Origin of the sequence: Alishewanella maricola (assembly GCF_016343785.1) — a bacterium.
Classification (GTDB): Bacteria; Pseudomonadota; Gammaproteobacteria; order Enterobacterales; family Alteromonadaceae; genus Alishewanella; species Alishewanella maricola.
In genome coordinates, this window is record NZ_JAEINI020000001.1 from 417133 (window position 1) to 441169 (window position 24037).

Consider the following 24037-nt stretch of genomic DNA (forward strand, 5'->3'; position numbering starts at 1 on the left):
ACGGGAGTGTTCCGAAATTTTAGCTTGCCTGAAAGCTGTGTAAACGGTGCTGAGCTTTTACCAAGCCATCGCGAGCTAACAGGTCGAAACAGGCAACCGATTCATCGATGCAGCTATTAATCAGTGATTGTTCACTGCTTGGCGCTTTACCCAGAACAAAACCAGTTACCTGATCTTTGTGCCCCGGATGGCCGATGCCAAGCCGCAAGCGATAAAAATTGGGGTTATTACCCAACTTACTTGTGATATCGCGCAGTCCATTGTGGCCCGCATGTCCACCGGCAAACTTAAATTTGGCTGTGCCGGGCGGTAACGCCAGCTCATCATGTACTACCAGAATGTGCTCTGGTAACAGTTTATAAAACTGTGCCATGGCCAAAACGGCTTTGCCGCTTAAGTTCATATAGGTCGATGGAATAAGTAATTTGAATTCTTGGCCGGCAAGCATGAATTTGCCAGTGTGCCCGAAAAATTTAGCTTCGGGTTTTAAGGTCGCATGATAGGTCCGAGCCAGTTGCTCAACAAACCACACGCCCGCATTATGACGGGTATATTGATATTCGGGGCCTGGATTACCCAGGCCCACGATTAGCTGAAGCTTTGGCTGAACAGCGTCAGACATTACTCAGCAGGTGTTTCTTCTTCAGCTTTACCAGCTGGTTTGTTTACAGATACTACAGGCAGGTCATGACCTTCGCCTTTAGTTAACTGAACAAAAGTAACACCTTTAGGTGCTTTGATATCAGTTAAGTGTAAGGTTACGCCTACTGCAACATCGCTTAAATCTACTTCGATGAACTCTGGCAGATCCTGTGGTAAACAGGCAATTTCAACTTCGTTCATACCATGAACAACTACACCACCTTTCTTCGCACCGGCTTCTTCATTGATGAAGTGGATAGGAACAATAGTGTGTAACTCGTGGCCAGCTTCTACGCGTTGGAAGTCAACGTGTAAGATTTTTGGCTTGAACGGGTGACGTTGCATGGCTTTGACGATGGCTTTTACTTCTTCACCCGCGACGTTGATAGTCAGGATGTGAGAGTAGAAGGCTTCAACGCTTTGCGCTTTCAACAGTTTAGAGTGCTCTAAAGTGATTGATTGAGCGGCTACGCTGCCACCGTAAATGATAGCTGGAACTTTGTCTTCGTGACGTAGGCGGCGGCTCGCACCTTTCCCCAGGTCAGAACGGACTTCTGCGGTTAATGTAAAAATTGCATCAGACATGATGTACTCCAATAATTAGTATTTGTCCCGGCTTGCGACCAGCCGAAACCTGTTGCCTTTTGTAGCATGACAAAAGGCGCGACATATTACCACCAGCCCCCGTTAGCTGCAAATGCAAATTGGCAGCATTGTGGCTGTGTCGCTATCTGATATGCTGTTTATCATTTTTCAGCGTCTAAGGATAAAACGCTCAGTGGCTTTTTAGCATGGCGTATTAGGCTTAAAAAAACCAAAAGGCGCCCTAAAGCGCCTTTATGATCGAAATCGTCTGTTTAATCGAACATCGATGAAATCGACTCTTCGTTGCTAATACGACGAATACATTCGGCTAATAAATCACTTAAGGTTAGCTGACGTACTTTGGGAATGGCTTTCATCGCAGCCGATAACGGCACGGTATCGGTAATAATGAGTTCATCAATAACCGAGTTGGTAATGATCTCAGGCGCATTACCTGAAAATACCGCATGCGTCGCGTAAGCAAAGACACGTTTAGCACCTTGCTCTTTTAAGGCTTCGGCTGCTTTACACAGTGTACCGCCCGTATCAATCATATCGTCAACGATAATACAGTCACGATCTCGTACATCACCAATAATATGCATCACTTGCGACACGTTCGCGCGCGGACGGCGCTTGTCGATAATCGCTAAATCAGTGTCATTTAACAGTTTAGCCACGGCACGCGCTCTGACTACACCACCGATATCTGGCGATACCACAATGGGTGATTGCAGATTTTTCTTGCGCATGTCATCCAGTAAAACCGGACTGGCAAAAACGTTATCCACCGGCACATCAAAGAAACCTTGAATTTGTTCAGCGTGTAAGTCAACCGTCAGCACACGGTCAACACCGACGCTAGACAGAAAATCGGCAACCACTTTCGCGGTGATAGGAACACGAGCTGAACGTACACGGCGATCTTGACGCGCATAACCGAAGTAAGGCATCACGGCGGTGATCCGTCCGGCAGAGGCACGACGTAATGCATCAACCATCACGATCAGTTCCATCAAGTTATCGTTAGTGGGGGCACAAGTAGATTGGATAATAAAGACGTCTGAACCGCGTACATTTTCGTTGATTTGCACACTGACTTCGCCATCACTGAAGCGACCAACAGAGGCGTCTCCCAGTTTGATGTAAAGACGGCTGGCGATTTTGTTGGCAAGATCTGGTATGGCGTTACCAGCGAAAACCTTCATGTCGGGCACGGTAGGATCCTCAGGGCAGTGGTGAGTCCGGTTTAATCATTATAACGTCATAAAAGTTAAGTATACCCAGATTATTGTCAAACCGACCTTTTATTACGTTGGCGTGTAACGTCCATGCACACTGTCATCAGGCTGCGTTGCCTGCAACGTATAACGTAATGATCGTGTTAGCAACTTATTCAGTAATACACTAACGTTTAGTGACATCAGCTGTTAGAGTCGGTATCTGTCAGCGCAGCCCATAATGGCGACTGGTTGACCCCTCTTGCGATAAAGCCATTGCATGATGCAGGCAAACTCGCTAGGGCATGTTGAGCACTGGCCGCGTCCGGGAATTCGGCGAACACACTTGCACCAGTACCCGTCATTCGACACGGGGAGTATTCTAACAACCACTGTAAGGTCATTGCAACAATCGGATACAGCTGTTCGACCAAAGGCTGGCAATCATTTTGCCAATTGCGTTGCATTAAATCAGCCAAAACCATGGTAGGCGTATCACGTTTTAATTGCGGGTGGCTGAAAATAGCCGCCGTACTAATATGACAATGAGGTGTCACCACGAGATAAATTTTTTCGGGTAATTTGACAGCTTGTAAGCGCTCGCCAACCCCCTCAGCAAAGGCAGTTGTGCCATGCACAAAAACAGGGACATCTGCGCCTAAGCGTAAACCCAGTTCGGCAAGTTGCTGGGTAGACAGGCCTAATTGCCATAACTTATTTAAACCATGCAGGGTCGTTGCTGCATCAGATGAGCCGCCGCCTAAGCCGCCACCCATGGGTAAGTTTTTTTCTAAATAAAGCTGACAGCCCGCTGCAGCGGGCGCAAAAGGTTTCAGCAGTTGAGCCGCACGATAAATTAAGTTATCGCTACCGTTAAGTGAAGGATCGCTACAACTTAGCGTTATTTCACCGCTGTTGTCTGCTTTGAAATGTAAGCGGTCACCAAAATCAAGCATCTGAAACAGCGTTTGCAGATTATGGTAACCGTCAGCGCGACGGCCTGTGATATGCAAAAATAAATTCAGTTTGGCCACTGCCGGTAACGAAAAACTCATGGTTGCCAGCTCCGGATCACTAAGCGAATGTGTGTATCGTCGCTGCTTAATTCTAGTTGCTTGGGTAACGACAGCGCATCGGCAAAAAAGCTGCGATATGTTAATTGCCAGCGAATACCGGTGCTATCTTGTAACGTAAAGCGGGTTAAGCGTCCAGCAGCGTCATATTGCAACTCGGTGGCACTGGCGCCAGGTAAGCCGCGCAGCCATAACGGCATATCATGCAGCGGAATTGACCAACCGGCTAATTGCCACAACAAACTGCTGGCATCTGCCGCCTGATAACGTTCGCCTTTAACCAGTAGTTCTGAAAAGTTTGTTTGCTGGGTCAGTTCAAATAAACTGATACCGAGCATATTGGCCAGCCGAGCTTGAAAATCGTTGGCATTCATTTGCTGCCATCGCAAATTACCGCTGATCGATTCATTCGGCGCTTTAATGCCCATCGATGCTTGTACGGTAAAACTTTGCATGGCGTTTAATTGTTGTTGTCGTGCCGCGGCGTTCATCACGGGCTCGGCGGGTGGAACCTTGGGTTTTAGGCCACAAGCGCTTAATAAAGCCACAAAAACTAACATACTCCATCGGCTATTCGGTAATGACACACTAAAGTCCTTTGCTTTTGCTTTTATTAACCTGGGCTTTTTCGTACAATTCGCCCCCTACAGAAACCATGATACAGGTGATGGCTATTTTTGCACTAGGCATAAATCACAAAACAGCTCCAGTTGCGCTGCGCGAAAAGCTTGCTTTTGCACCCGAACAGGTGCCTGAGGCCTTGCAACAATTGGCAGCGAAACTGCAGTTGGTCGATGCAGTGATTTTGTCTACCTGTAATCGTACCGAGCTGTATTTTAGCGGTGGTGCTGAACAAGCCGAGCAAGTGGTGCAGTGGTTAGCACAGTTTCATCAATTGTCGTTACCGGATTTACAACAACATCTCTACTTATTTCAAGATCAGCAAGCGGTGCAGCATTTAATGCGCGTGGCGGCAGGGTTAGATTCTTTGGTGTTGGGTGAGCCGCAAATTTTTGGGCAGGTGAAGCAGTCTTATAATCAATCGCGCCAAGCGGGTACGATCCAGCCCTTATTCGAGCGGCTATTTCAAAAGACTTTTGCTGTTGCTAAAGACGTACGCACCGAAACAGAGATTGGCGCAAATGCGGTATCGGTTGCTTTTGCTGCCGTTACGCTGGCCAAACAGATTTTTGGCAAGTTAGATAATGTGCGGGTACTTTTGATTGGCGCAGGTGAAACCATTGAACTGGTTGCGCGGCATTTGTCTGAGCAGGGCGCAACTAAATTAAGCGTGGCGAATCGCACCTATGAGCGAGCCGAAAACTTGGCTAAGCAGTTTAATGCCCAAGTGTTAACCTTAGCGCAGGTGCCATCTCGTTTAGCTGAAGCGGATATTGTGATTTCCTCAACGGCCAGTACCTTACCTATTGTGGGCAAGGGTATGGTTGAGCAGGCGTTAAGGCAGCGTAAGCACAAACCGATGTTCTTGGTTGATTTAGCTGTACCGCGAGATATTGAGCAGCAGGTGTCTGAGTTAGAAGATGCTTACCTTTACACCGTAGATGATTTACAAAGCATTGTGGCGCAAAATTTAAACCATCGACAACATGCCGCTGCACAAGCGGAGGTGATGATCGAATCGGGCGCCAACGAATTTCAGCAATGGTTACTTTTACAGGATAAAGCCGATTGGCTGCGTGATTATCGGCAGCGTTGTGAACACGTGAAACAAGAATTGCTTGTCCGAGCGCAAAACCAGTTGGCCGCAGGGCAAGATCCCGAAAAAGTGCTGCAAGAAATGGCCAATAAACTGAGTAATCGTTTAATGCACAGCCCAACGCAAGCCATTCGTCATTTATTACAATCCGAGCAACCGGACGCGTCCGAGTTGGTTAAGGTCTTAGTCGATTTATAATCAGGTTAACAGGTTAAAATGAAAGAGTCGGTATATCGTAAGCTCGAAGCCTTAGTAGAACGCTACGAAGAAGTGCAAGCGTTGCTAAGTGACGCAGGCGTTATTAGCGATCAAAAACGTTTTCGTGAATTATCAAAAGAATTTAGTCAGTTAGAAGATCTTAATAAAGCGTTTCGTAGCTATTGTCAGGCGCAAGACGATTTGCAAATGGCTGAAGAAATGCAAAAAGATCCCGATCCTGAGATGCGGGAAATGGCGCAAGAAGAGTATAAATCTGCTCGTGCCAGCATTGAAGCGCTTGATACTGAACTGCAAATTTTGTTACTACCTAAAGATCCGAACGACAGCAATAGCTGCTTTTTAGAAATTCGCGCCGGTGCCGGTGGCGATGAAGCCGCCATTTTTGCCGGTGATGTGTTTCGAATGTATAGCCGTTTTGCTGAAAAACAACGCTGGCGCTTAGAAGTGGTCAGTGCCAGTGATGGTGAGCACGGTGGTTTTAAAGAAGTTATCGCCCATATTCAAGGTGAGGGTGCCTTTGGTACCTTGAAATTTGAATCGGGTGGTCATCGTGTGCAGCGCGTACCCGCAACCGAATCGCAAGGTCGGGTGCATACTTCCGCTTGTACTGTAGCCATTATGCCGGAGATCCCAGAAAGTGAAGCCATTGAAATCAATCCGGCTGATTTAAAGGTGGATACTTACCGCGCTTCTGGTGCCGGTGGACAGCACGTTAACCGAACTGACTCCGCTATTCGGATCACTCACTTACCAACGGGTATCGTGGTGGAGTGTCAGGATGAGCGTTCGCAGCATAAAAACCGTGCCCGAGCAATGAGCGTGTTGCAATCTCGTATTCAAGCGGCCGAAGATGAAAAGCGCCGTTTAGCAGAACAAGACACTCGCCGTTCTTTAGTGGGCAGTGGTGATCGTTCAGAGCGCATTCGCACATACAACTTTCCACAAGGCCGCTTAACCGACCACCGAATTAACTTAACCATTTATCGTTTAAACGAAGTGATGGAAGGTGAATTAGGCTTGGTGATTGAGCCATTGAAGCAAGAGCACCAAGCTGACTTATTAGCCGCGTTAGCGGATGAAAACCGTTAATGCAGCTGCAGCCTTGGTTGCAGCATAGCGCCGCGTTGCTGCAAAGCTGTTCTGAGAACCCGCTACACGAAGCTCGGCTGTTGCTCCGTCGGGTATTACACTGCAGCAGCAGTTTTTTATATACCTATCCAGAGCGTCTGTTAAGTGCCACTGAACTGCAAGAGCTCGAGCGTATGTTAAAGCGGCGTTTAGCGGGTGAGCCCTTAGCCTATATTTTTGGTTACTGGCATTTTTTTGGTTTAGAGTTGGCCGTAGCGCCTAGTACGCTGATCCCTCGACCTGATACCGAAGTGTTGGTAGAGCATGTTTTAACATTACCCTTAACTGCTAATGCACGGGTGCTCGATTTAGGCACCGGCACGGGCGCTATTGCCTTAGCGTTAGCAAGCGAGCGCCCGACTTGGCAGATCACGGCGGTTGACCTACAGCCAGAGGCTGTCGCCTTAGCACAGCGTAATGCGGCTGCTTTAACGTTACCTCACGTGCAAGTGCAACAAAGCCGTTGGTTTAGCCAGCTTGCTGCAGAGCAATATCAATTAATTGTCAGTAACCCCCCTTATATTGAAGCTGAGGACCCGCATCTTTGTGCCTTACGTTATGAACCTTTAAGCGCGTTGGTGGCCGCCGAGCAGGGCTATGCCGATTTGCAACATATCATCACTAATGCTCCCCAGCATCTGACCCCGGGCGGTTGGTTGTGGCTTGAGCATGGCTTTGAACAAGCGCCGCTGGTAAGACAGATGTTAGTTGCTGCGGGTTTTGAGGAAGTGAGTTCGGTGAAAGACTACGGTGGTCATTGGCGCATTAGTGGCGGTCAACTTAATTAGCTACCGGTAAGCAGAGCATTCTCCCTACTCCTTTCAAAAGAAACTTAATGCTCACTATCCGCTTTCTTCACGATTTGGTGGTTTAGCTTTTTTGTATGCGCGCGCTCCCATCATCATGCCCAACACTCAAGCCGATCGGATACAATTATTTTGACCTGCAACGAAAAGCAGCCTATAACCATGGTAAGTTTTTTTGGGAGGGAGCCTCAGTGATGTCTGAGCAATTTCTGTTTGCAGATGAACCAGAGTTAGAAACCACAGTATCCAATGGTACTTGGAAGGTATTGATCGTGGATGATGAGTCTGAAGTGCATGTAGTAACGCGTCTTGCACTGAGTGACTTCAGTTTTCAACAAAAAAAATTATTGTTTATCAGTGCCTACTCTGGCGCAGAAGCACAACAAATCATGTCTGAACAACAGGATATTGCCATCGTATTGCTTGATGTTGTAATGGAAACCGATGATGCCGGCTTACAAGTCGCGCGCTATATTCGGGAGCAGTTAAATAATCAATTTGTAAGAATTATTTTACGTACCGGTCAGCCAGGACAAGCCCCTGAGCGGCAGGTAATAGTGGATTATGATATCAACGATTACAAATCAAAAACTGAGTTGACGGCACAAAAGTTATTTACCGTTATGATGTCAAGCTTACGCTCTTACCGCGATATTATTTCCATCGAACAGAGTCGACAAGGCTTAGAAAAAATCATGGATGCCTCCGTCGATTTGTTTTCTGCACACTCGATGGAACAATTTATTGATGGTGTGTTGCAACAACTAACCTCAGTGCTCGGCTGTGATCAAGACGCTTTATTGGTCAGTTCTTCTTTAGTTGCAGGTAATGTACAAGCGAGCGACCCACATGAGCTGGTGGTGTTTGCTGGGCAAGGCGAATTTGAGCAAAAAGAAGGGCAACCTATTCAAGAGGTACTAGATAAACCCCTACTTGATGCCTTCGAGCAAGCGTTAAATTCTAAAGCTATTGTTTACCGAGATAATTATCTGGTTGCGTATTGCAGCAGTAAATTTACCCACGGGTCTTTATTATATGTATCTGGTTTACCCGGCCCGATGAGCGAAAGCCAACAAAAGCTGGTGCAGTTGTTCGCTCAAAATGTACAAATTGCTTATGAAAACGTGCAATTACAGCACGAAGTTGAAGATACACAGCGTGAAATTGTTTATCGGTTAAGTGAGGCTGTTGAGCAGCGCTCGGTGGAAACCGGCAATCACGTGCGGCGTATTGCCTTTATTTGTTATGAATTAGCCATTGCCTATGGTTTAGCCAAAGAGGATGCTGAATTACTGATGTATGCTGCGCCGTTGCATGATGTCGGTAAAGCGGGGATCCCTGATGAAATTTTAAATAAACCGGACAAACTCACCCCTGAGCAATGGTCCGTTATGAAGCAACACACCAACATCGGTTTTAACATACTCAAAGATTCGAAGCGCTCTATTATTCAGGCGGGCGCAATCATCGCACGTGAACATCATGAGCGTTGGGATGGTTCGGGCTACCCGGATGGTAAAAAGGCAGAAGAGATCCATGTGTTTGCGCGTATCGCGGCATTGGCCGATGTTTATGATGCGTTAAGGCATCGTCGCTGTTACAAAGACGCTTGGAATTTGCAGCAAGTCATCGCAGAGATTAATGCGCAAGCTAATCGGCAGTTTGAACCTAAAATGGTGGCGGCCTTTAACCAGATTGTAACGAAGCTTGAAGCTGTACTGCAAAAATATCCAGATAGTGGTAACGTAGCGCCACTTTAATTGATTGATATTCACAAGAGGTTGTTTTTTATGTATATGGCGTTTAAGCATATTCATTTGTTAATGGTGGCGTTAAGTGTATCACTGCTATTTATTCGCTTTGCTTTGCGTTTAAAAGACTCGCCGCTGTTGCAGCGTAAATTCTTTAAAATAGCGCCCCATGTGGTTGATACCTTTTTATTGTTATCGGCGGCGGCGTTAATGATCACCATTGCCCAGTATCCCTTTGTTAATCCGTGGTTGACCGAAAAAGTTATCGCGCTGTTTGCTTACATCGCTTTAGGTTTTTCTGCTTTAAAAGGCCGCACTGTCGCCATTCGTTGGTTATCGTTTTTAGGTGCATTGGGCTGGCTTGGTTTAATGATCCGGGTTGCCCTGAGCAAGCAGCCGATATTTCTTCCATTTTAATAAGCTAACCTGACGGATCTGTTATGCAAAACCACCTGATTAATGTTGCCGGTATCGATGTCGCCAACGATAAACCTTTTGTGCTGTTTGGTGGCATGAATGTATTAGAGTCTCGCGATCTCGCCATGCGTATTGCCGAGCACTACGTGCAAGTGTGTGCAAAATTGGGCATTCCTTATGTGTTTAAAGCGTCGTTTGATAAAGCGAACCGTTCTTCTGTGCACTCTTACCGTGGTCCAGGGTTAGAAGAAGGGTTACGTATTTTCGAAGAGATTAAACGTACGTTTAATGTGCCGCTGATTACTGATGTGCATGAGCCGCATCAAGCAGCGCCGGTTGCAGAAGTTGTCGACGTGATCCAATTGCCTGCTTTTTTAGCCCGCCAAACCGATTTAGTGGTGGCGATGGCGAAAACGGGCGCGGTCATTAATGTGAAAAAACCGCAGTTTTTAGCGCCGCATGAAATGCGCCATATTCTGAAGAAGTTTGCCGAAGCTGGAAATGAGCAAGTGATCCTCTGCGAGCGTGGCTCAAGCTTCGGTTACAATAACCTGGTTGTCGACATGCTGGGCATGGATGAAATGAAACAGTATGCGCCTGTCATTTTTGATGCAACCCATGCCTTACAAAAACCGGGTGGCCGTGAAGACTCTGCGGATGGCCGTCGTGCCCAAGCGGCACAACTGGCTCGCTCGGGTATGGCTTTAGGCTTAGCAGGGTTGTTTATTGAAGCACACCCTGAGCCTAATTTGGCTAAATGCGATGGCCCTTGTGCTTTGCCATTGGCTAAGCTCGAGCCTTATCTGGCGCAAATGCAGGCGTTAGATCAGTTGGTTAAAAGCTTTCCTGTGCTGGATACTTCAGCCAATTAAGTGTTGTTAGCAAAGCGCTATTGATGCTGACGCCTGTCAGCATCAATAGCGCTGTTTCACATAATGGATCACGTTATGAAACTGATCGGTTAATTGTTCAATCGTTTCCGCTACCGTACTTAAATCTGCTGTTTCCGCAATCTTCTCTAAACTCAACGCTTTGTTGGCCACTTGTAAAGCCCCGACACTCTTTGCCATGGCTTTTAATTGATGAGCTTCACTTCGAATGCCCTGACGCTGCTGACTCGTGTTTAATTGCGATAATTTCCTAATGACGGGGGTCGCTTCGCTAATAAAATAATTTAAATATTCTTCGTGCTTTACTGGGTCATTACCCAGGCAATTGGCTAAAGTGGTAAAACAAATCGGTGAGAGATTATTTTGCTCAACAGTATCTTGTGCTGATTCTTTAGCACTCTGTTTTAGCGGTAACCATTTTTGCATGACATTTTGTAGCGTGACCAGTTCAATCGGTTTGGTGATATAAGCGTCCATACCCACGCTTAGACATTTTTGCTCTTCGCCTTTCATCGCATTTGCGGTAATGGCGATAATACGAGTAAATTGGCTATCCTCTTGTCGATGTAAATCTTCTAAGCGAATAGCTTTGGTTAAATCATAACCACTGAGATTAGGCATATGCAAATCGGTTAATACCAGTGGGTAATGATACTCACGCCATTTTTCAAGAGCGATAGCGCCATCATCGGCTACTTCGACGGCATAGCCTAAAGCACTTAACTGTTCTACGATGACGCGCTGGTTCATTTGATTATCTTCAGCTAACAAAACCAGTTCACGATTTTTTCGTGCGGTTTCAATACTGGGAGCTTGCAATGAAGCTTGGTTAGTGGGTTGGATAATTTGTTTTGGACGCGCTTTTAGGCCGCAGATAATTTGTACGGCATCGAGGATTTGTGTGCGGCAAATCGGGCTACCATGCACATAAATAACATTATCAAATAGCAAGTCGGCTAATTCAGTTTGGTTAGTGATAATCACAAACTTTACACTTGATAATTTGGGGTGAGTGACCAAATGTGTTATTTCGCTTGCCGATATTTGTTCATAGGTCGCATCCAGCAACCAAATCGTCTGGGTTTTCGCATCTTCTCGTTGATTTTCGGCACGAAGATGCAGAGCCTCTACACTCAGCACGATATCTAAGTTGGCTCCGCAAAATAGCAGGTAGTCTGATAAGTGATGTTGATTATCGCTATCTTGGCTAAACAGGCAAATAGATAAGTCTTTGAGTAAGCTTTGTGACAGATAACGAGCGTTTTCAATGCGGTGCATCGGCAGCCGTACTCGAAATTCAGAGCCTTTGCCCGGTTCACTCTTCGCATCTATCTCGCCATACATTAAAGAGGTGAGGTATTGGCAAATAGATAAACCTAACCCTGTACCGCCAAAACGCCGGGTGATGGAACCTTCTGCTTGGTTAAAGGGCTGAAAAACATAACTAATTTGCCGCTGGGTCATGCCGCGGCCGTTATCGGACACTGTCAATTGGATTTGGCTAAAATCCATGTTCTCTTCTAATAACCGAGCGCTGACCAATACCACACCGGTTTTCTCTGCTGTGGTTTCTGTAAATTTAATGGCGTTACCCGCCAAGTTATACAGAATTTGCCGTAAGCGGACAGGATCGCCCATTAAGCCATCGGGAATGCGCGGATCGATATAAATTTTTAAATCAATTTGTCGCTGATAGGCCACTGAGACTAAGATGCGGCCCACTGCTTCAATGATATCGACCAGCGACACGGGGATATTTTCAAGCTCAAGCTTGCCGGCTTCGATTTTAGAGAAATCCAAAATATCATCGAGGATCCGTAATAACGAAAACGATGATTCTCGGATCGTATCAGTCATGCGATATTGCGGATTACTTAATTCCGTTTTACGTAACAAGTCGATCGTGCCGATAATACCGTTCATAGGGGTACGAATTTCGTGGCTCATGGTGGCTAAAAAAGTCGACTTGGCTTCATTGGCTTTTTCAGCCGTTAATTTTGCAGTTTCTAAGGCATCGGTACGTTCTTTAATGCGATGCTCAACCTCTTGCTTTAATTGGCTGATGTTATCTTCTGAGGCTTTCAAGGCTTGTGTGCTTTGTTGTAGCCGATAAAACACGGTATTGATTTGCTCAGCTAACAGCCCAAAGACATCTTTTTCATGGCTGTCAAAACCGGGTACAAACTGTTCTTTCTCTAAGGCGTTGCGTGTGCCTAAGACCAAAGGCAGTAACCGCTCCCTAAAATATTGCGATAAGTGATAACTGATGCCTGCGAGTAACAATAACCCCGTGACTAGCCCGATAAATAACGCAAATAGAGCGGGTTGATAATTGGGCGGGGGCAGTAATTGTAATGACACTAAAACTTTATTTGTTTGTCCTGGTAAAATGCGGTGCACAATTAGTAAATCGTCTTGGCGAATGGCCATATTTGAGAGGGTCGGTGAGGGCACCACATTTGGTAAATTTTCCGTATTGAATTCAAGCTCTATACCTTTGGCCGTCACGCTGTAAAGATAGAACGCTCGGCTGGGATCATTATTGCGCGCTTGTAAAAATAACTGCTGTTGTAAGACTTTATCATCAGTGGGCACCAGACTAAGGCTTTGTGCCAATACCATACTTTCTGCAGTGAGTCGTTGCAGTTGTTCAGAACTGCGCTGCGCAGAAGCGGTAAACCAGCCAAATAACCATGTTTGAATGGCAAGACAAATAAGTAAAATTATCGCCAACCGAAAAAATATTGGTTTAGTAAAATGGGTGTTTTCCATTGACCTTCCATAGCGTTAAATGAAACAAAATTAACCGAAACTGCAATTTTCTAGCTTAACAAGTTTCTGCCAGCAAAAGCAGTAATTTTAGCAGTTTGTTTTTAGCTTCTCGCAGTATATTTAGTACTCGAAAACGGTCTTTTTGTTCAAGTTATAAGCTGTCAGTATGCTTTTCAAAAATATTTATTGACTTAACTCGGCAAAATCCGTTTAATACGCCGCATTGCCCAGATAGCTCAGTCGGTAGAGCAGCGGATTGAAAATCCGCGTGTCGGTGGTTCGATTCCGCCTCTGGGCACCATGAATTTTGGTGCCATTGTTTAACATTTTACAGTGTCGCTGCCGCTTTAGCTCAGTTGGTAGAGCAACTGACTTGTAATCAGTAGGTCATCCGTTCGACTCGGATAAGCGGCACCATCCTTTTGCCCAGATAGCTCAGTCGGTAGAGCAGCGGATTGAAAATCCGCGTGTCGGTGGTTCGATTCCGCCTCTGGGCACCACTATAGTTAAAACGCCAGCCTTGTGCTGGCGTTTTGCTTTTTATCGCCCTCGGCGTCATCTTCGATTACTCGGCGCATCCTGCGCCTCGCCCTGCGGGCCAGCAAAGCTGTTCCACATCGTTCCCGACGATGTGGTCCGCCTCTGGGCACCACTATAGTTAAAACGCCAGCCTTGTGCTGGCGTTTTGCTTTTTATCGCCCACGGCGTCATCTTCGATTACTCGGCGCATCCTGCGCCTCGCCCTGCGGGCCAGCAAAGCTGTTCCACATCGTTCCCGACGATGTGGTCCGCCTCTGGGCACCATTATAGTTAAAACGCCAGCCTCGAGCTGGCGTTTTGCTTTTAAAAATCGAATTGAGCCTCCTATCAATCCACAGAAAATTCCGTTCAGTGAAATAGGCAAACAGCATTGTCTTTGTTAAGCTCTCAGGTGTTAATTCCTATAATCACAATAAAACTGGAGTCCACCTGTATGAAGTTTGCCTTAACCTTATTGGCTGCCGCGGTCTTAACCGCTTGCGGCGGTGCTAAGCAAGATGTCGTCCCGGAGCAAAATGTGACTGTCACTCAGCAACAAAGCACAATTAACTACCCCCAGAGCCGCCAAGGTGATGTGGTTGATAACTATTTTGGTACGCAAGTCGCCGATCCTTATCGTTGGTTAGAAGACGATCGTAGCAGTGAGACTGAAAGCTGGGTAAAAGCGCAAAACGAGAGTACTTTCGCATATTTAAAACAGATCCCATTTCGGGATCAGATCCGCGATAAATTACAGCAATCGTGGAACTATGAGCGGATTAGCGCACCGTTTAAAGAAGGTGATTACACCTATTTTTACAAGAATGACGGTTTACAAAATCAGTTTGTGTTGTATCGCCAAAAAGGCGATGGCGCTGCCGAAGTGTTTTTAGATCCCAATACTTTTAGCGCTGACGGCACAACGTCCATGGCCGATATTCAATTCTCTTCAGACGGTAAACTGGCCGCTTATGCCATTTCAGAAGGCGGCAGCGATTGGCGTAAAGTGATTGTCATCGACACTGAGACTAAGCAACAAATTGGCGATACGCTGATTGATATTAAGTTTAGCGGTATTGCTTGGCAGGGGAACGACGGTTTCTTTTATTCTAGTTATGACAAACCCGATGGCAGTGAACTCTCTGCCATGACTGATCAGCACAAGTTGTACTACCACAAGCTTGGCACGCCTCAATCAGCGGATCCGGTCGTATTCGGTGCCCTAGATGGCCAGAAACATCGTTATGTAGGCGCTGAAGTCACAGAAGATAATCGTTATTTGTTAGTGTCCGCTGCGGTGTCGACGTCGGGTAATAAGCTTTTCGTGAAAGATCTCACCCAACCCAATAGTGAGTTTGTTGCGATTGTTACCGATACCGATTCAGATGTGGATCTCGTGGACAGTGACGGTGATATGCTCATCTTAGCAACTAACCGTGATGCGCCTAATCGTAAAGTGGTGAAAGTGTCGGCAAAAGCACCGCAGCCAGAAAATTGGCAAGTGCTGATCCCGGAAACTGAACATGTGCTGCGTATTAGTAGCGGAGCAGGCTTTTTATTCGCTAATTACATAGTCGATGCGATTGCCAAGGTAAAACAATATGATATGAACGGTCAGTTGGTTCGCGATATCGAATTACCTGGTTTAGGCAGCGTGGGCGGCTTTGGTGGCAAAAAAGAGGCGGATACGCTGTATTTTAGCTTTGCTAACTACATTACACCGGGTTCTATTTATGCGTTTGAGCCAAAAGCGGGTGAAACTTCGCTGTATAACCAGCCGAAAGTGAATTTTGATCCAAGCAACTACGTGTCTGAGCAGGTCTTTTACACCTCTAAAGACGGTACTAAGGTGCCGATGATCATCAGCTATCGTAAAGATTTAAAACGCGATGGCAGCAACCCCACCATCTTGTACGGTTATGGCGGTTTTAATATCAGCCTAACCCCATCTTTTAGCGTGGCGAACGCGGTATGGATGGAAATGGGAGGTATTTATGCGGTGGCCAATATTCGTGGTGGGGGTGAGTACGGTAAAGCCTGGCATAACGCCGGTACACAATTACAAAAGCAAAATGTGTTTGATGACTTTATTGCTGCGGCTGAATATCTGCAAACAGAAAAATACACTTCCAAAGAGAAAACCGCTGTTCGCGGTGGTTCAAATGGCGGTTTATTGGTGGGTGCAGTCATGACACAACGGCCAGAGCTGTTCAAAGTGGCGATCCCGCAAGTGGGTGTACTTGATATGTTACGTTATCATACCTTTACCGCCGGTGCGGGATGGGCCTATGATTACGGTACGTCAGAGCAATCAGCCGAGATGTTTAACTATCTGCAAGGTTACTCGCCAGTACACAACGTGAAAGCAGGTATCACTTATCCTGCTACCATGATTACGACAGCCGATCACGATGATCGCGTGGTGCCTGCGCATTCGTTTAAGTTTGCTGCAGAGCTACAGGCCAAAGCCAGCAAAGCAACGCCTCAGCTTATTCGCATTGACGTTAATGCAGGGCATGGTGCGGGTATGCCGGTGGCGATGGTGATTGATCAAGCCGCAGATATTTACAGCTTTACGCTGTTTAATATGGGCTATAGTCAGTTACCGAAATAAGCGCTTCATGGCGAAGGGTTATGGCGTCTTCGGACGCCATTTTCGTTTTCAGTAGCGATAAGTTGCCAAGGTGTTGCTAAAACGGCCGTGGCGTATTAAGCTGCGTGCCCTTTTTATTTTGTTAGCTTAGCGCTATCTGGCAAAATAACATCGCCAACAATGGCTGTTCTGCACAGGAGTATGTGATGGCAAAAGCAGTAATTTTAGTCCTCGATAGTTTTGGGATCGGCAGTGCGCCGGATGCCGCAAAGTTTGGTGACGAAGGCGCTAATACCTTTGCCAGCATTGCCCGAACCTTTACCGAGCAGAAACAACGAGCCTTGCAATTACCTCATCTCGCGCGTTTAGGCTTGGTAAAAGCCTGTACCGCCGCCAGTCAGGGCCAAGCACCGACAGTCGCCGATGCCAGTTCGCTGCATGGTGCTTATGGCTATGCCCGTGAGCTGAGTAGTGGTAAAGATACACCCAGTGGTCATTGGGAAATGGCCGGTGTTCCGGTGTTATTTGATTGGGGCTATTTTAGCGCTAAAACAGACAGCTTCCCGCCAGAATTAATCTCAGAATTATGCCAGCGCACAGGCATCAGCGGTATCTTAGGTAATTGTCATGCCTCGGGCACCGATATTTTAGTAAAACTGGGCGATGAGCATATTAAAACAGGCCAGCCGATTTGTTACACCTCAGCTGATAGCGTGTTTCAAGTGGCTGCGCATGAAGAGCATTTTGGTTTAGCGCGTTTACTGCGCTTTTGTGAAGTAGCCCGCGAACTGCTCGACAAATATAATATTGGCCGCGTCATTGCTCGGCCTTTTACGGGTACTGCGCCAGAGAACTATGCCAGAACGGGTAATCGTCGTGATTATTCAGTATTACCACCTGCGCCGACTGTACTCGATAAATTGGTGCAGCAAGGTGGTCAGGTGATCAGTATTGGTAAAATTGCCGATATTTTCGCGCATCAGGGTATTTCGCAATCGTTAAAAGCCAATGGTTTAGCGCATTTGGTCGATACCACTTTAGCGCAAATGGCCAAACAGCCGGATAACAGTTTAATTTTTACCAACTTGGTCGATTTTGACCAAAACTTTGGCCATCGCCGCGATCCTATTGGTTATGGCGAGGCATTAGAGTATTTCGATAGCCGCTTGCCAGAGCTGATTAATGCCTGTGATGAAGATACCTTGTTATTACTTACCGCTGACCATGGTTGCGATCCCACTTGGCCGGGTACTGAGCACACACGCGAATATGTGCCAGTGCTGGTTTACAAACAAGGGTTAAACGGTGTTGATCTTGGCGAACGCATGAGTTTTGCTGATATGGGCCAAACCTTGGCCGACTATTTCGCGCTGGATGCCATGGCATACGGTGCATCTTTCTTAGCTGATTTGAATTAATTAAAGAGAAATTATGGCAACTCCACATATTAATGCCCCTGCGGGCGCTTTTGCTGAAACCGTGTTAATGCCTGGCGATCCACTGCGGGCAAAACATATTGCTGAAACGTTTTTAGAGGATGCCGTTTGCGTTAACACGGTACGCAATATGTTTGGCTATACCGGTACTTATAAAGGTAAAAAAGTCAGTGTATTAGGTTCAGGTATGGGCGTGCCGTCTATGTCTATTTATGCCACTGAATTAGTCAAATTTTACGATGTAAAAAACATCATCCGTATCGGTTCATGTGGTGCTTTACCGTTATCGGTTAAAGTGCGTGATGTGGTAATTGGTATGGGCGCGAGCACCGATTCTATGGTTAACCGTAATCGTGTTGGCGGTTTAGATTTTGCCGCAATGGCCAGTTTTGGTTTGTTAGAAAAAGCCGTTGCAGCAGCCCGTGCTAAGTCAATTGATGTCAAAGTGGGTAACGTGTTCACTTCAGATTTATTCTATAACCCCAGTGAAACGTTATTCGATACCCTCGAAAAATACGGTGTGTTGGCCGTGGAAATGGAAGCCGCCGGTTTGTACGGTGTGGCAGCAGAGTATGGCATTAATGCATTAGCCATTTTTACCGTGAGTGATCATATCCGAACCGGTGAAGCCTTAAGTGCCGAGTTACGTCAAACCAGTTTTAATGAAATGGTTGAAGTCGCCTTAGGCTGTCTGTAAACAACGAGGGATTGCTGATTATGTCATTAACCACCAATAAAATGTTTTATGTGTCTTGGGAAGCGTTTCATCGCGCCACGAAAGAGCTGGCACGTCAGCTGTTAGCCGAAGACTTTGATGCCATCGTCGCGGTAAGCCGCGGCGGTTTAGTACCAGCAGCCATCTTGGCGCGTGAGCTGAATATTCGTACCGTCGATAGTATCTGTGTGGCCAGTTACGATCATGATAAGCAAGGTAGTTTAACGATCTTAAAAGACGCGCAGTTAGCCGATTCGGCCAAACTGTTAGTGGTCGACGATTTGGTCGATACCGGTGAAACGGCAAAGGCACTGCGCGAGCGTTTTCCGCTGGCGCGTTTTGTTACGGTATATGCCAAACCACAGGGTAAGCCGTTAGTGGATAACTACGTCACGGATATCGAGCAAGATACTTGGATCCAGTTACCTTGGGATATGGAGTTAGCCTACAGTAAACCACTGGCCGAGGAAGTATGAGCCTTACTCAACTGACTTTAACGCTGCCTGACTGGATCAACGAGGTAGTTGATTGGCAGCAGACGTATCAAAACGATCAGCAAAAAATGGCGCTAGCCATAGAGTTATCTCGGCAAAACGTATTGCGTGGCACGGGTGGCCCTTTTGGTAGTGCGATTTTTGATATCGAAAGCGGAAAGTTACTCAGTGTAGGGGTTAACCGGGTCATGCCGTTAAGTAACTCCACTGCCCATGGCGAGATGATGGCGATTATGCTGGCTGAGCAATCACTGCAAAGCTTTAGCTTGTCTGCAGATGGTGTTAAGCGCGAGTTGTTTACCTCCTGTGAGCCTTGCGCTATGTGCTTAGGCGGTACCTTGTGGAGTGGGGTGAAGCGTTTGGTCTGTGCGGCAACCGCCGATGATGCGCGAGCGATTGGCTTTGATGAAGGCCCTGTATATGAGCAAAGCTATCAATATCTAACCGATGTGGGTATTGAAGTGGTGCGGTTAGTTGAGCGTGATGCCGCAGCTGCAGTGCTACAGCATTATTTGCAAGAGGGTGGCACCATTTATAATGGTTAAGCTATCACAATAGCATTAATAAAAAAGCCAGCTTTAGCATAATACCGATCATTTAGTGTTTAGCATGACGCAGTTTGCTCACATCAACACGCCATGAATCATCCCTGAGGCTCGATTCCGGCCATCCATGGCCTTCAACGGTTGATTTAGAGCAAACAGGTCATGCTTAACTGACTTTAATTAAGCGTTAGCTGGCTTTTTCCATTCAATTAACCTTGCTATACAGTTTATTGCTGATAAAAAGCGCTTCGACTTTTTCGCGTGCCCATGGGGTACGCCGTAAAAACTTTAGGCTACTTTTTACCGACGGATCTTTTTTAAAGCAGTTAATGTCAATCTGCTCTGCCAGCTTGGGCCAACCATAATGCACCACTAACGCAGTAACAATTTGTTCTAGCGTAACGCCATGCAAGGGGTTATTTGTTTGTGTCATGTGGTTTCCCATTACGCCAGCGGCAATCGCTGCTGGCGCTGGCTATCAGATGTTATAAACGTTCGATCAGGGCTGCAGTGAAGTCGGTTGTGCCGAAGCTACCTCCTAAATCACGCGTGGTGCGATCACCGCTGGCGATCACGTCAGTTAATGCCGCTAAAATCTTATCGGCTTTATCTTTCATACCTAAGTATTCTAGCATCTGAATCGACGCTAAGATCACTGAACTTGGGTTTGCTAGGTTTTTACCCGCAATATCTGGCGCGCTACCGTGCACCGCTTCAAAGATGGCACAATCTTTACCGATATTCGCACCTGGCGCCATGCCTAAACCACCCACAAGGCCTGCACAGAGATCCGATAAAATATCACCAAATAAGTTAGTGGTGACAATTACGTCAAACTGCTGTGGGTTCATGACCAGTTGCATACAAGTGTTATCAACGATCATTTCTTGAACTTCGATATCCGGATACGACTGAGCAACCTCGCGCGCCGTTTTCAGGAATAAACCTGAAGTCGATTTTAAGATATTGGCTTTGTGCACGATGGTGACTTTTTTGCGGCTTTCGCGGCGTGCGGTTTCAAAAGCAAACTCGGCAATACGGCGCGCGCCTTCTTTAGTGACAATGCTAGACGCTTGCGCAGTTTGTCCATCTTCAGACACGGTTTGGCCATGGCCTGAATACATACCTTCGGTATTTTCACGAATGGTAATAATATCGATATTTTCGTAACGGGCTTTGGTGCCTTTAAATGAGATCACCGGGCGAACGTTAGCGTACAGGTTAAACTTTTTACGTAAGGTTACGTTAATTGAAGTAAAGCCTTCACCTACTGGCGTGGTTAAAGGGCCTTTGAGTGTGATCTTGTTTTTAAGAATAGCGTCTAAGGTGGCTTGTGGTAGCAATTCACCGGTTTTTTCCAGCGCGGTCAAACCGGCATCCACGTATTCGTAGTCAAAATCACAACCGGCTTTTTCCAGTACTTGAATCGCGGCTTCAACAATACTTGGGCCAATGCCATCGCCTTTAATCACGGTAATCGTTTGCTTGCTCATGGAAATCCTTAGCTGTATATTTTTGATATTTATAGTCAGGCGTCGGCCTGAAAGCGTTCTCATTATAGCGCTGCAGCGGGTTTTAAGCCAGTTTACCGCGCAGGATAGCTAGTCACGACTTTGATAGGTGCTATAAGTTTGGTGAATGTAAATTGTGTTAGGCAAATTCACTATTTAGCGGATAAAACAGCCCGTCGTACTGCAGCAGCAGTTGCTGCCATTCTTTTAATGATTTAAGCGGTAATGATAGCGTAGTTGTGGCTTGTTGAAGCAGATGTTGGGTGCTCTGCTGCGCCATCGGATAACAAAATACGCTAAATGTCAGCTGCCAGGCCAACCGTAACAGCAAGCCTTGTTGCTCGGCCAAGGTCCAAGGCATCCCTTCGATATGTTGTGTATATTGACACATGGCGCCTTCAGCCCAACTTTCTAACTGATAATGATGCAATAGTGCTGCCGTCAAACGCTGACTTTTAACCGGTTCCAGCAGGTATTTTTGTACGAGTTGGCTCAGTAAATGTTGATGTTGGACGAGACGACTGGCCGGTACGGCTTGCAGGCTAGGGTGATGCCACAGTGGCGTACTGGCACAACAGGCGATTAAGCCTGCTTGTTGCTGTGATAAGGGTTGTGCTAAGTGTTGGCCTAATAGGAATAAGCTATGATACAGCGCCTGTTGTAATTGCCATAACCAAGCATGCTGATTACTGCGCTGGCATTGCAGGTAAAACTGCAGTTCGGCGCGTGCTACCGCAAGCGGCAACTGTGCTTGACCGAAACTGGCAAGCGCATGACGTAAATTGTTCACTGCAACTTTCTGCCGATTACTGGCAGTGGCATTCTCGAGTAACAATTGAGCAATAGCCGGATGCTTTTCTAGTAAGCTAACCTGAGCATTTAAATCGCTGTGACTTAAACTGCCTAAAATAGACTGCTGCATTAGGTCATTTGGGTTGAGTATGGGCACTTCGGGTCGCTTTGGCATACTGACTTTAGCTAACCAGTGTTGCTGTATCAGCTTAGCCGGTGGCAAAATATTCAATTCATCCAAATTACGTTTAGTCGGATGCTCCGCTAAACGTTGGTGTTCTGGCCAGTATTGCAACGCCTGATAGCCTTCGCTGTGATTATCCGCATGGCAAAGTAGCCAAAAGTTGTCTTGCTCATCGCTGGCAACTCGACCACACAAGAACAATGCAGGTGCATAGTGTATTAACTGACTGATTTCGGTTAACACTAACTCATCATTAGAACCGATAATCCAGCGCGCTAACAGTACTTCTAAAGCCGGTGCGCTGCCCTTTTCAGGTTGTAATTGATAACCCAGCTCAATGGCTAAGGTTAATAGTGGGCTGTCGTGATGCACCTGCCAAGGTAGGCGTTTTTGTAAGCGATGAAAAGTGCCAGCGAGTACCGTGGTAATAATGCCGCCGATTTTATGTTCTTTCAGTTTTTTGGCTAATTGTAATGCCGCTGGTATCTTATTGTGTACTGTTCTACAACCGGCCAATAACACGGCTACCCCTAATAGATCGCGTCGTGCTTTAGGCCAATGTTTCAGGCGAGTCCATAGCATCAACAGCACCCAACTTTTGATGGTGCGATTTACCGTAGCCGGTTCTTCCGAGGGAATATAGGATAATTGCGCCATTGCTGCGGCTAAATTAATTTCACTACTTTGTTGCAGTTGGATATGCAGTTCTCGCGCTTGTTGAATAACCCTTTGCAAGGTTTCAGGTGTATCGGCTTGCGCTAGCGCTTGGCTTAACAAGGGCAGTTGTTGGTAACTACGTAGCCAATTAATCGATTGATCCGGCATGCGGTTGCTGCTCCAGATAGTGTTTCGTGGCGTCGTCACCTATGGCGGTCAGTTGGCGATTAATAAATAATAAGGCGGTACATTCGTCTGCAGTGGTAATACCGTCTGCAGCTTTACGATGAGTACGATAGTACAATAGTTGATAAACTTGATTATTAAGCACAAAGGCTTCGGTAATATCGGGGCTGCCTAAACGATTGATCAGCGCATCCTGCGCGAGGGGTTGCTTCAGATCAAGGCGTTGTATCACTTTAGCATTAAAAGATTCGCGGTCTTGCCAATTCATTTGAGTCGGGTCATCGGGATAAAAACGCAAAATAGCGAAAGTACTCACAAAATAGAGTACAACACCAGCAGCAAACCATAGCAGGGTTTTAAATTTCATAAGTGACTACGATGACTCCGTTAAGCGTATATCTTGTAAGTTTAAACCCAGCTCTAATTGAGTTTGCAATGTCAAAATTTGAGTATAAAGAATAATATCTTGTTTTTGCTCAGTGATTTTTAGTTTCAATTTTTTCGGGCAATCAGGGTGTTGCAAGGCATCATTTAAGCTGCGGCCTAGTGCCATAAATTCTTCAGCACCTTTGGGGCCCACACCGTTTACTCCCGGGATATTATTGGTACTATCACCCACTAAGCTCCACCAACTGACGAGTTGCTCTGGCTGCACACCAAACTTTTCTTTTACCTGTTCGCGGCTGACATAGTGTCGGGCGAAAGGATCATAAATCTCAACACCTTGGCCTAGTAGCGGTAAATAGCCTTTATCGGTTGACACAATAACCACGTCTTGTTGGTGCTGGCGTATCTTGGTGGCAATAGTGGCAATCACATCGTCTGCTTCATATTCAGCCTGATGAAAGCATTTCACGCCGCTTAGCTCGGTAGCGGTTAATAAGTCGGGCAGGGCAGCGGCTAAAATACTGGGCATGGGCTTACGATTGGCTTTGTACAGGGCGCATAATTTTTGTCGCCACTGGCTGCTATTGTCACCGTCAAATACCATTAACGCATGAGTGGCCTGCAGCTCTTGGCGCAGGCGGCTTAACGTTTGCAGTAGCATTTGTTGAGTATTACTAATGATTTGCTGACGCGTACCCTCTGCGACTTCTTCCGCTAAAGGCAGGTAGGGGCGTTCTTGTACCGCATACAAGCGACGGATCAGGTTTAGCGCATCTAATAGTATTACTCTAGCCATAA

The 24037-nt window shown here is 46.4% G+C and carries 22 protein-coding genes and 3 tRNA genes; 14 read left to right on the top strand and 11 right to left on the bottom strand.

Annotated features, from left to right (window positions below):
• Nucleotides 1-19: 19 nt before the first annotated feature.
• The 5 genes from pth to lolB all read right to left on the bottom strand — a co-directional run bounded on the left by pth (nt 20) and on the right by lolB (nt 4107).
• Nucleotides 20-622, bottom strand: a complete 603-nt coding sequence (gene pth, locus JAO78_RS02065; protein WP_226749687.1) for an aminoacyl-tRNA hydrolase — start codon at nt 620-622, stop codon at nt 20-22.
• Complete coding sequence (locus JAO78_RS02070; protein WP_226749688.1) at nt 622-1227, bottom strand: 50S ribosomal protein L25/general stress protein Ctc; 606 nt, start codon at nt 1225-1227, stop codon at nt 622-624. Before JAO78_RS02070 ends, pth begins: the two co-directional genes overlap by 1 nt.
• 272 nt (nt 1228-1499) lie before the next feature.
• Nucleotides 1500-2444: a ribose-phosphate pyrophosphokinase gene (locus tag JAO78_RS02075; protein WP_226749689.1), complete on the bottom strand. Its 945-nt coding sequence runs from the start codon at nt 2442-2444 to the stop codon at nt 1500-1502.
• 206 nt (nt 2445-2650) lie between these two features.
• Nucleotides 2651-3502, bottom strand: coding sequence for a 4-(cytidine 5'-diphospho)-2-C-methyl-D-erythritol kinase (ispE, locus tag JAO78_RS02080; RefSeq protein WP_226749690.1), 852 nt, complete (start codon nt 3500-3502; stop codon nt 2651-2653).
• Nucleotides 3499-4107 (bottom strand): lipoprotein insertase outer membrane protein LolB, encoded by a 609-nt coding sequence (gene lolB / locus JAO78_RS02085; RefSeq protein ID WP_226749691.1) that lies wholly within the window; start codon nt 4105-4107, stop codon nt 3499-3501. Before lolB ends, ispE begins: the two co-directional genes overlap by 4 nt.
• Before the next feature lie 80 nt (nt 4108-4187).
• On the opposite strand from lolB, the gene hemA reads away from it, so the two are divergent.
• The 6 genes from hemA (at nt 4188) to kdsA (ending at nt 10430) form a co-directional block, all read left to right on the top strand.
• Nucleotides 4188-5435, top strand: coding sequence for a glutamyl-tRNA reductase (hemA, locus tag JAO78_RS02090; protein ID WP_226749692.1), 1248 nt, complete (start codon nt 4188-4190; stop codon nt 5433-5435).
• Nucleotides 5436-5453: 18 nt separating this feature from the next.
• Nucleotides 5454-6545 carry a peptide chain release factor 1 gene (gene prfA / locus JAO78_RS02095; RefSeq protein WP_226749693.1) on the top strand — a complete coding sequence of 364 codons (1092 nt, stop codon included), beginning with the start codon at nt 5454-5456 and terminating at the stop codon, nt 6543-6545.
• On the top strand, nt 6545-7372 hold the full coding sequence (gene prmC, locus JAO78_RS02100) for a peptide chain release factor N(5)-glutamine methyltransferase (protein ID WP_226749694.1): 828 nt from the start codon (nt 6545-6547) through the stop codon (nt 7370-7372). The genes prfA and prmC overlap by 1 nt, the downstream gene beginning before the upstream one ends.
• A 212-nt stretch (nt 7373-7584) precedes the next feature.
• Entirely contained in the window at nt 7585-9150 is a 1566-nt protein-coding gene (locus JAO78_RS02105; RefSeq protein WP_226749695.1) for a DUF3369 domain-containing protein, read from the top strand.
• A 30-nt stretch (nt 9151-9180) separates the two neighbouring features.
• Nucleotides 9181-9558, top strand: a complete 378-nt coding sequence (locus JAO78_RS02110; RefSeq protein WP_226749696.1) for a SirB2 family protein — start codon at nt 9181-9183, stop codon at nt 9556-9558.
• A gap of 23 nt (nt 9559-9581) precedes the next feature.
• Nucleotides 9582-10430, top strand: a complete 849-nt coding sequence (kdsA, locus tag JAO78_RS02115) for a 3-deoxy-8-phosphooctulonate synthase (RefSeq protein WP_226749697.1) — start codon at nt 9582-9584, stop codon at nt 10428-10430.
• A 42-nt stretch (nt 10431-10472) separates the two neighbouring features.
• Here kdsA and JAO78_RS02120 read toward each other — a convergent pair whose 3' ends face one another.
• Nucleotides 10473-13220, bottom strand: coding sequence for a hybrid sensor histidine kinase/response regulator (locus JAO78_RS02120; RefSeq protein WP_226749698.1), 2748 nt, complete (start codon nt 13218-13220; stop codon nt 10473-10475).
• 225 nt (nt 13221-13445) lie between these two features.
• Between JAO78_RS02120 and JAO78_RS02125 the strand changes: the two genes are divergently transcribed.
• The 8 genes from JAO78_RS02125 to JAO78_RS02160 all read left to right on the top strand — a co-directional run bounded on the left by JAO78_RS02125 (nt 13446) and on the right by JAO78_RS02160 (nt 19522).
• Nucleotides 13446-13521: transfer RNA gene (locus JAO78_RS02125), tRNA-Phe, on the top strand.
• Nucleotides 13522-13561: 40 nt separating this feature from the next.
• Nucleotides 13562-13637 (top strand) — tRNA-Thr (locus tag JAO78_RS02130).
• 7 nt (nt 13638-13644) lie between these two features.
• A tRNA-Phe gene (locus JAO78_RS02135) sits at nt 13645-13720 on the top strand.
• A gap of 473 nt (nt 13721-14193) precedes the next feature.
• Nucleotides 14194-16353, top strand: coding sequence for a prolyl oligopeptidase family serine peptidase (locus JAO78_RS02140; protein WP_226749699.1), 2160 nt, complete (start codon nt 14194-14196; stop codon nt 16351-16353).
• Nucleotides 16354-16538: 185 nt separating this feature from the next.
• Nucleotides 16539-17750, top strand: a complete 1212-nt coding sequence (locus JAO78_RS02145) for a phosphopentomutase (RefSeq protein WP_226749700.1) — start codon at nt 16539-16541, stop codon at nt 17748-17750.
• A gap of 13 nt (nt 17751-17763) precedes the next feature.
• On the top strand, nt 17764-18465 hold the full coding sequence (deoD, locus tag JAO78_RS02150; protein WP_226749701.1) for a purine-nucleoside phosphorylase: 702 nt from the start codon (nt 17764-17766) through the stop codon (nt 18463-18465).
• 20 nt (nt 18466-18485) lie between these two features.
• Entirely contained in the window at nt 18486-18959 is a 474-nt protein-coding gene (gene gpt, locus JAO78_RS02155) for a xanthine phosphoribosyltransferase (protein WP_226749702.1), read from the top strand.
• Entirely contained in the window at nt 18956-19522 is a 567-nt protein-coding gene (locus tag JAO78_RS02160) for a nucleoside deaminase (RefSeq protein WP_226749703.1), read from the top strand. The genes gpt and JAO78_RS02160 overlap by 4 nt, the downstream gene beginning before the upstream one ends.
• Before the next feature lie 205 nt (nt 19523-19727).
• Here JAO78_RS02160 and JAO78_RS02165 read toward each other — a convergent pair whose 3' ends face one another.
• The 5 genes from JAO78_RS02165 to xni all read right to left on the bottom strand — a co-directional run bounded on the left by JAO78_RS02165 (nt 19728) and on the right by xni (nt 24035).
• Nucleotides 19728-19955 carry a VF530 family protein gene (locus JAO78_RS02165; RefSeq protein ID WP_226749704.1) on the bottom strand — a complete coding sequence of 76 codons (228 nt, stop codon included), beginning with the start codon at nt 19953-19955 and terminating at the stop codon, nt 19728-19730.
• Between the two features lie 52 nt (nt 19956-20007).
• On the bottom strand, nt 20008-21015 hold the full coding sequence (locus JAO78_RS02170; protein ID WP_226749705.1) for an isocitrate dehydrogenase: 1008 nt from the start codon (nt 21013-21015) through the stop codon (nt 20008-20010).
• 157 nt (nt 21016-21172) lie between these two features.
• Nucleotides 21173-22834 carry a hypothetical protein gene (locus JAO78_RS02175; protein WP_226749706.1) on the bottom strand — a complete coding sequence of 554 codons (1662 nt, stop codon included), beginning with the start codon at nt 22832-22834 and terminating at the stop codon, nt 21173-21175.
• A complete protein-coding gene (locus JAO78_RS02180; RefSeq protein WP_226749707.1) occupies nt 22815-23219 on the bottom strand; it encodes a DUF3192 domain-containing protein in 405 nt (134 codons plus the stop codon). Before JAO78_RS02180 ends, JAO78_RS02175 begins: the two co-directional genes overlap by 20 nt.
• A 6-nt stretch (nt 23220-23225) precedes the next feature.
• Nucleotides 23226-24035: a flap endonuclease Xni gene (xni, locus tag JAO78_RS02185; protein WP_226749708.1), complete on the bottom strand. Its 810-nt coding sequence runs from the start codon at nt 24033-24035 to the stop codon at nt 23226-23228.
• Between the last annotated feature and the right edge of the window lie 2 nt (nt 24036-24037).

Excerpts from the sequence above, each read along its gene's own strand:
- pth (WP_226749687.1), bottom strand. The coding sequence starts at position 622 with ATGTCTGACGCTGTTCAGCCAAAGCTTCAGCTAATCGTGGGCCTGGGT.
- JAO78_RS02070 (WP_226749688.1), bottom strand. The coding sequence starts at position 1,227 with ATGTCTGATGCAATTTTTACATTAACCGCAGAAGTCCGTTCTGACCTG.
- ispE (WP_226749690.1), bottom strand. The coding sequence starts at position 3,502 with ATGAGTTTTTCGTTACCGGCAGTGGCCAAACTGAATTTATTTTTGCAT.
- hemA (WP_226749692.1), top strand. The coding sequence starts at position 4,188 with ATGGCTATTTTTGCACTAGGCATAAATCACAAAACAGCTCCAGTTGCG.
- prfA (WP_226749693.1), top strand. The coding sequence starts at position 5,454 with ATGAAAGAGTCGGTATATCGTAAGCTCGAAGCCTTAGTAGAACGCTAC.
- prmC (WP_226749694.1), top strand. The coding sequence starts at position 6,545 with ATGCAGCTGCAGCCTTGGTTGCAGCATAGCGCCGCGTTGCTGCAAAGC.
- JAO78_RS02105 (WP_226749695.1), top strand. The coding sequence starts at position 7,585 with ATGTCTGAGCAATTTCTGTTTGCAGATGAACCAGAGTTAGAAACCACA.
- JAO78_RS02110 (WP_226749696.1), top strand. The coding sequence starts at position 9,181 with ATGTATATGGCGTTTAAGCATATTCATTTGTTAATGGTGGCGTTAAGT.
- kdsA (WP_226749697.1), top strand. The coding sequence starts at position 9,582 with ATGCAAAACCACCTGATTAATGTTGCCGGTATCGATGTCGCCAACGAT.
- JAO78_RS02120 (WP_226749698.1), bottom strand. The coding sequence starts at position 13,220 with ATGGAAAACACCCATTTTACTAAACCAATATTTTTTCGGTTGGCGATA.
- JAO78_RS02140 (WP_226749699.1), top strand. The coding sequence starts at position 14,194 with ATGAAGTTTGCCTTAACCTTATTGGCTGCCGCGGTCTTAACCGCTTGC.
- JAO78_RS02145 (WP_226749700.1), top strand. The coding sequence starts at position 16,539 with ATGGCAAAAGCAGTAATTTTAGTCCTCGATAGTTTTGGGATCGGCAGT.
- deoD (WP_226749701.1), top strand. The coding sequence starts at position 17,764 with ATGGCAACTCCACATATTAATGCCCCTGCGGGCGCTTTTGCTGAAACC.
- gpt (WP_226749702.1), top strand. The coding sequence starts at position 18,486 with ATGTCATTAACCACCAATAAAATGTTTTATGTGTCTTGGGAAGCGTTT.
- JAO78_RS02160 (WP_226749703.1), top strand. The coding sequence starts at position 18,956 with ATGAGCCTTACTCAACTGACTTTAACGCTGCCTGACTGGATCAACGAG.
- JAO78_RS02165 (WP_226749704.1), bottom strand. The coding sequence starts at position 19,955 with ATGACACAAACAAATAACCCCTTGCATGGCGTTACGCTAGAACAAATT.
- JAO78_RS02170 (WP_226749705.1), bottom strand. The coding sequence starts at position 21,015 with ATGAGCAAGCAAACGATTACCGTGATTAAAGGCGATGGCATTGGCCCA.
- JAO78_RS02175 (WP_226749706.1), bottom strand. The coding sequence starts at position 22,834 with ATGCCGGATCAATCGATTAATTGGCTACGTAGTTACCAACAACTGCCC.
- JAO78_RS02180 (WP_226749707.1), bottom strand. The coding sequence starts at position 23,219 with ATGAAATTTAAAACCCTGCTATGGTTTGCTGCTGGTGTTGTACTCTAT.
- xni (WP_226749708.1), bottom strand. The coding sequence starts at position 24,035 with ATGGCTAGAGTAATACTATTAGATGCGCTAAACCTGATCCGTCGCTTG.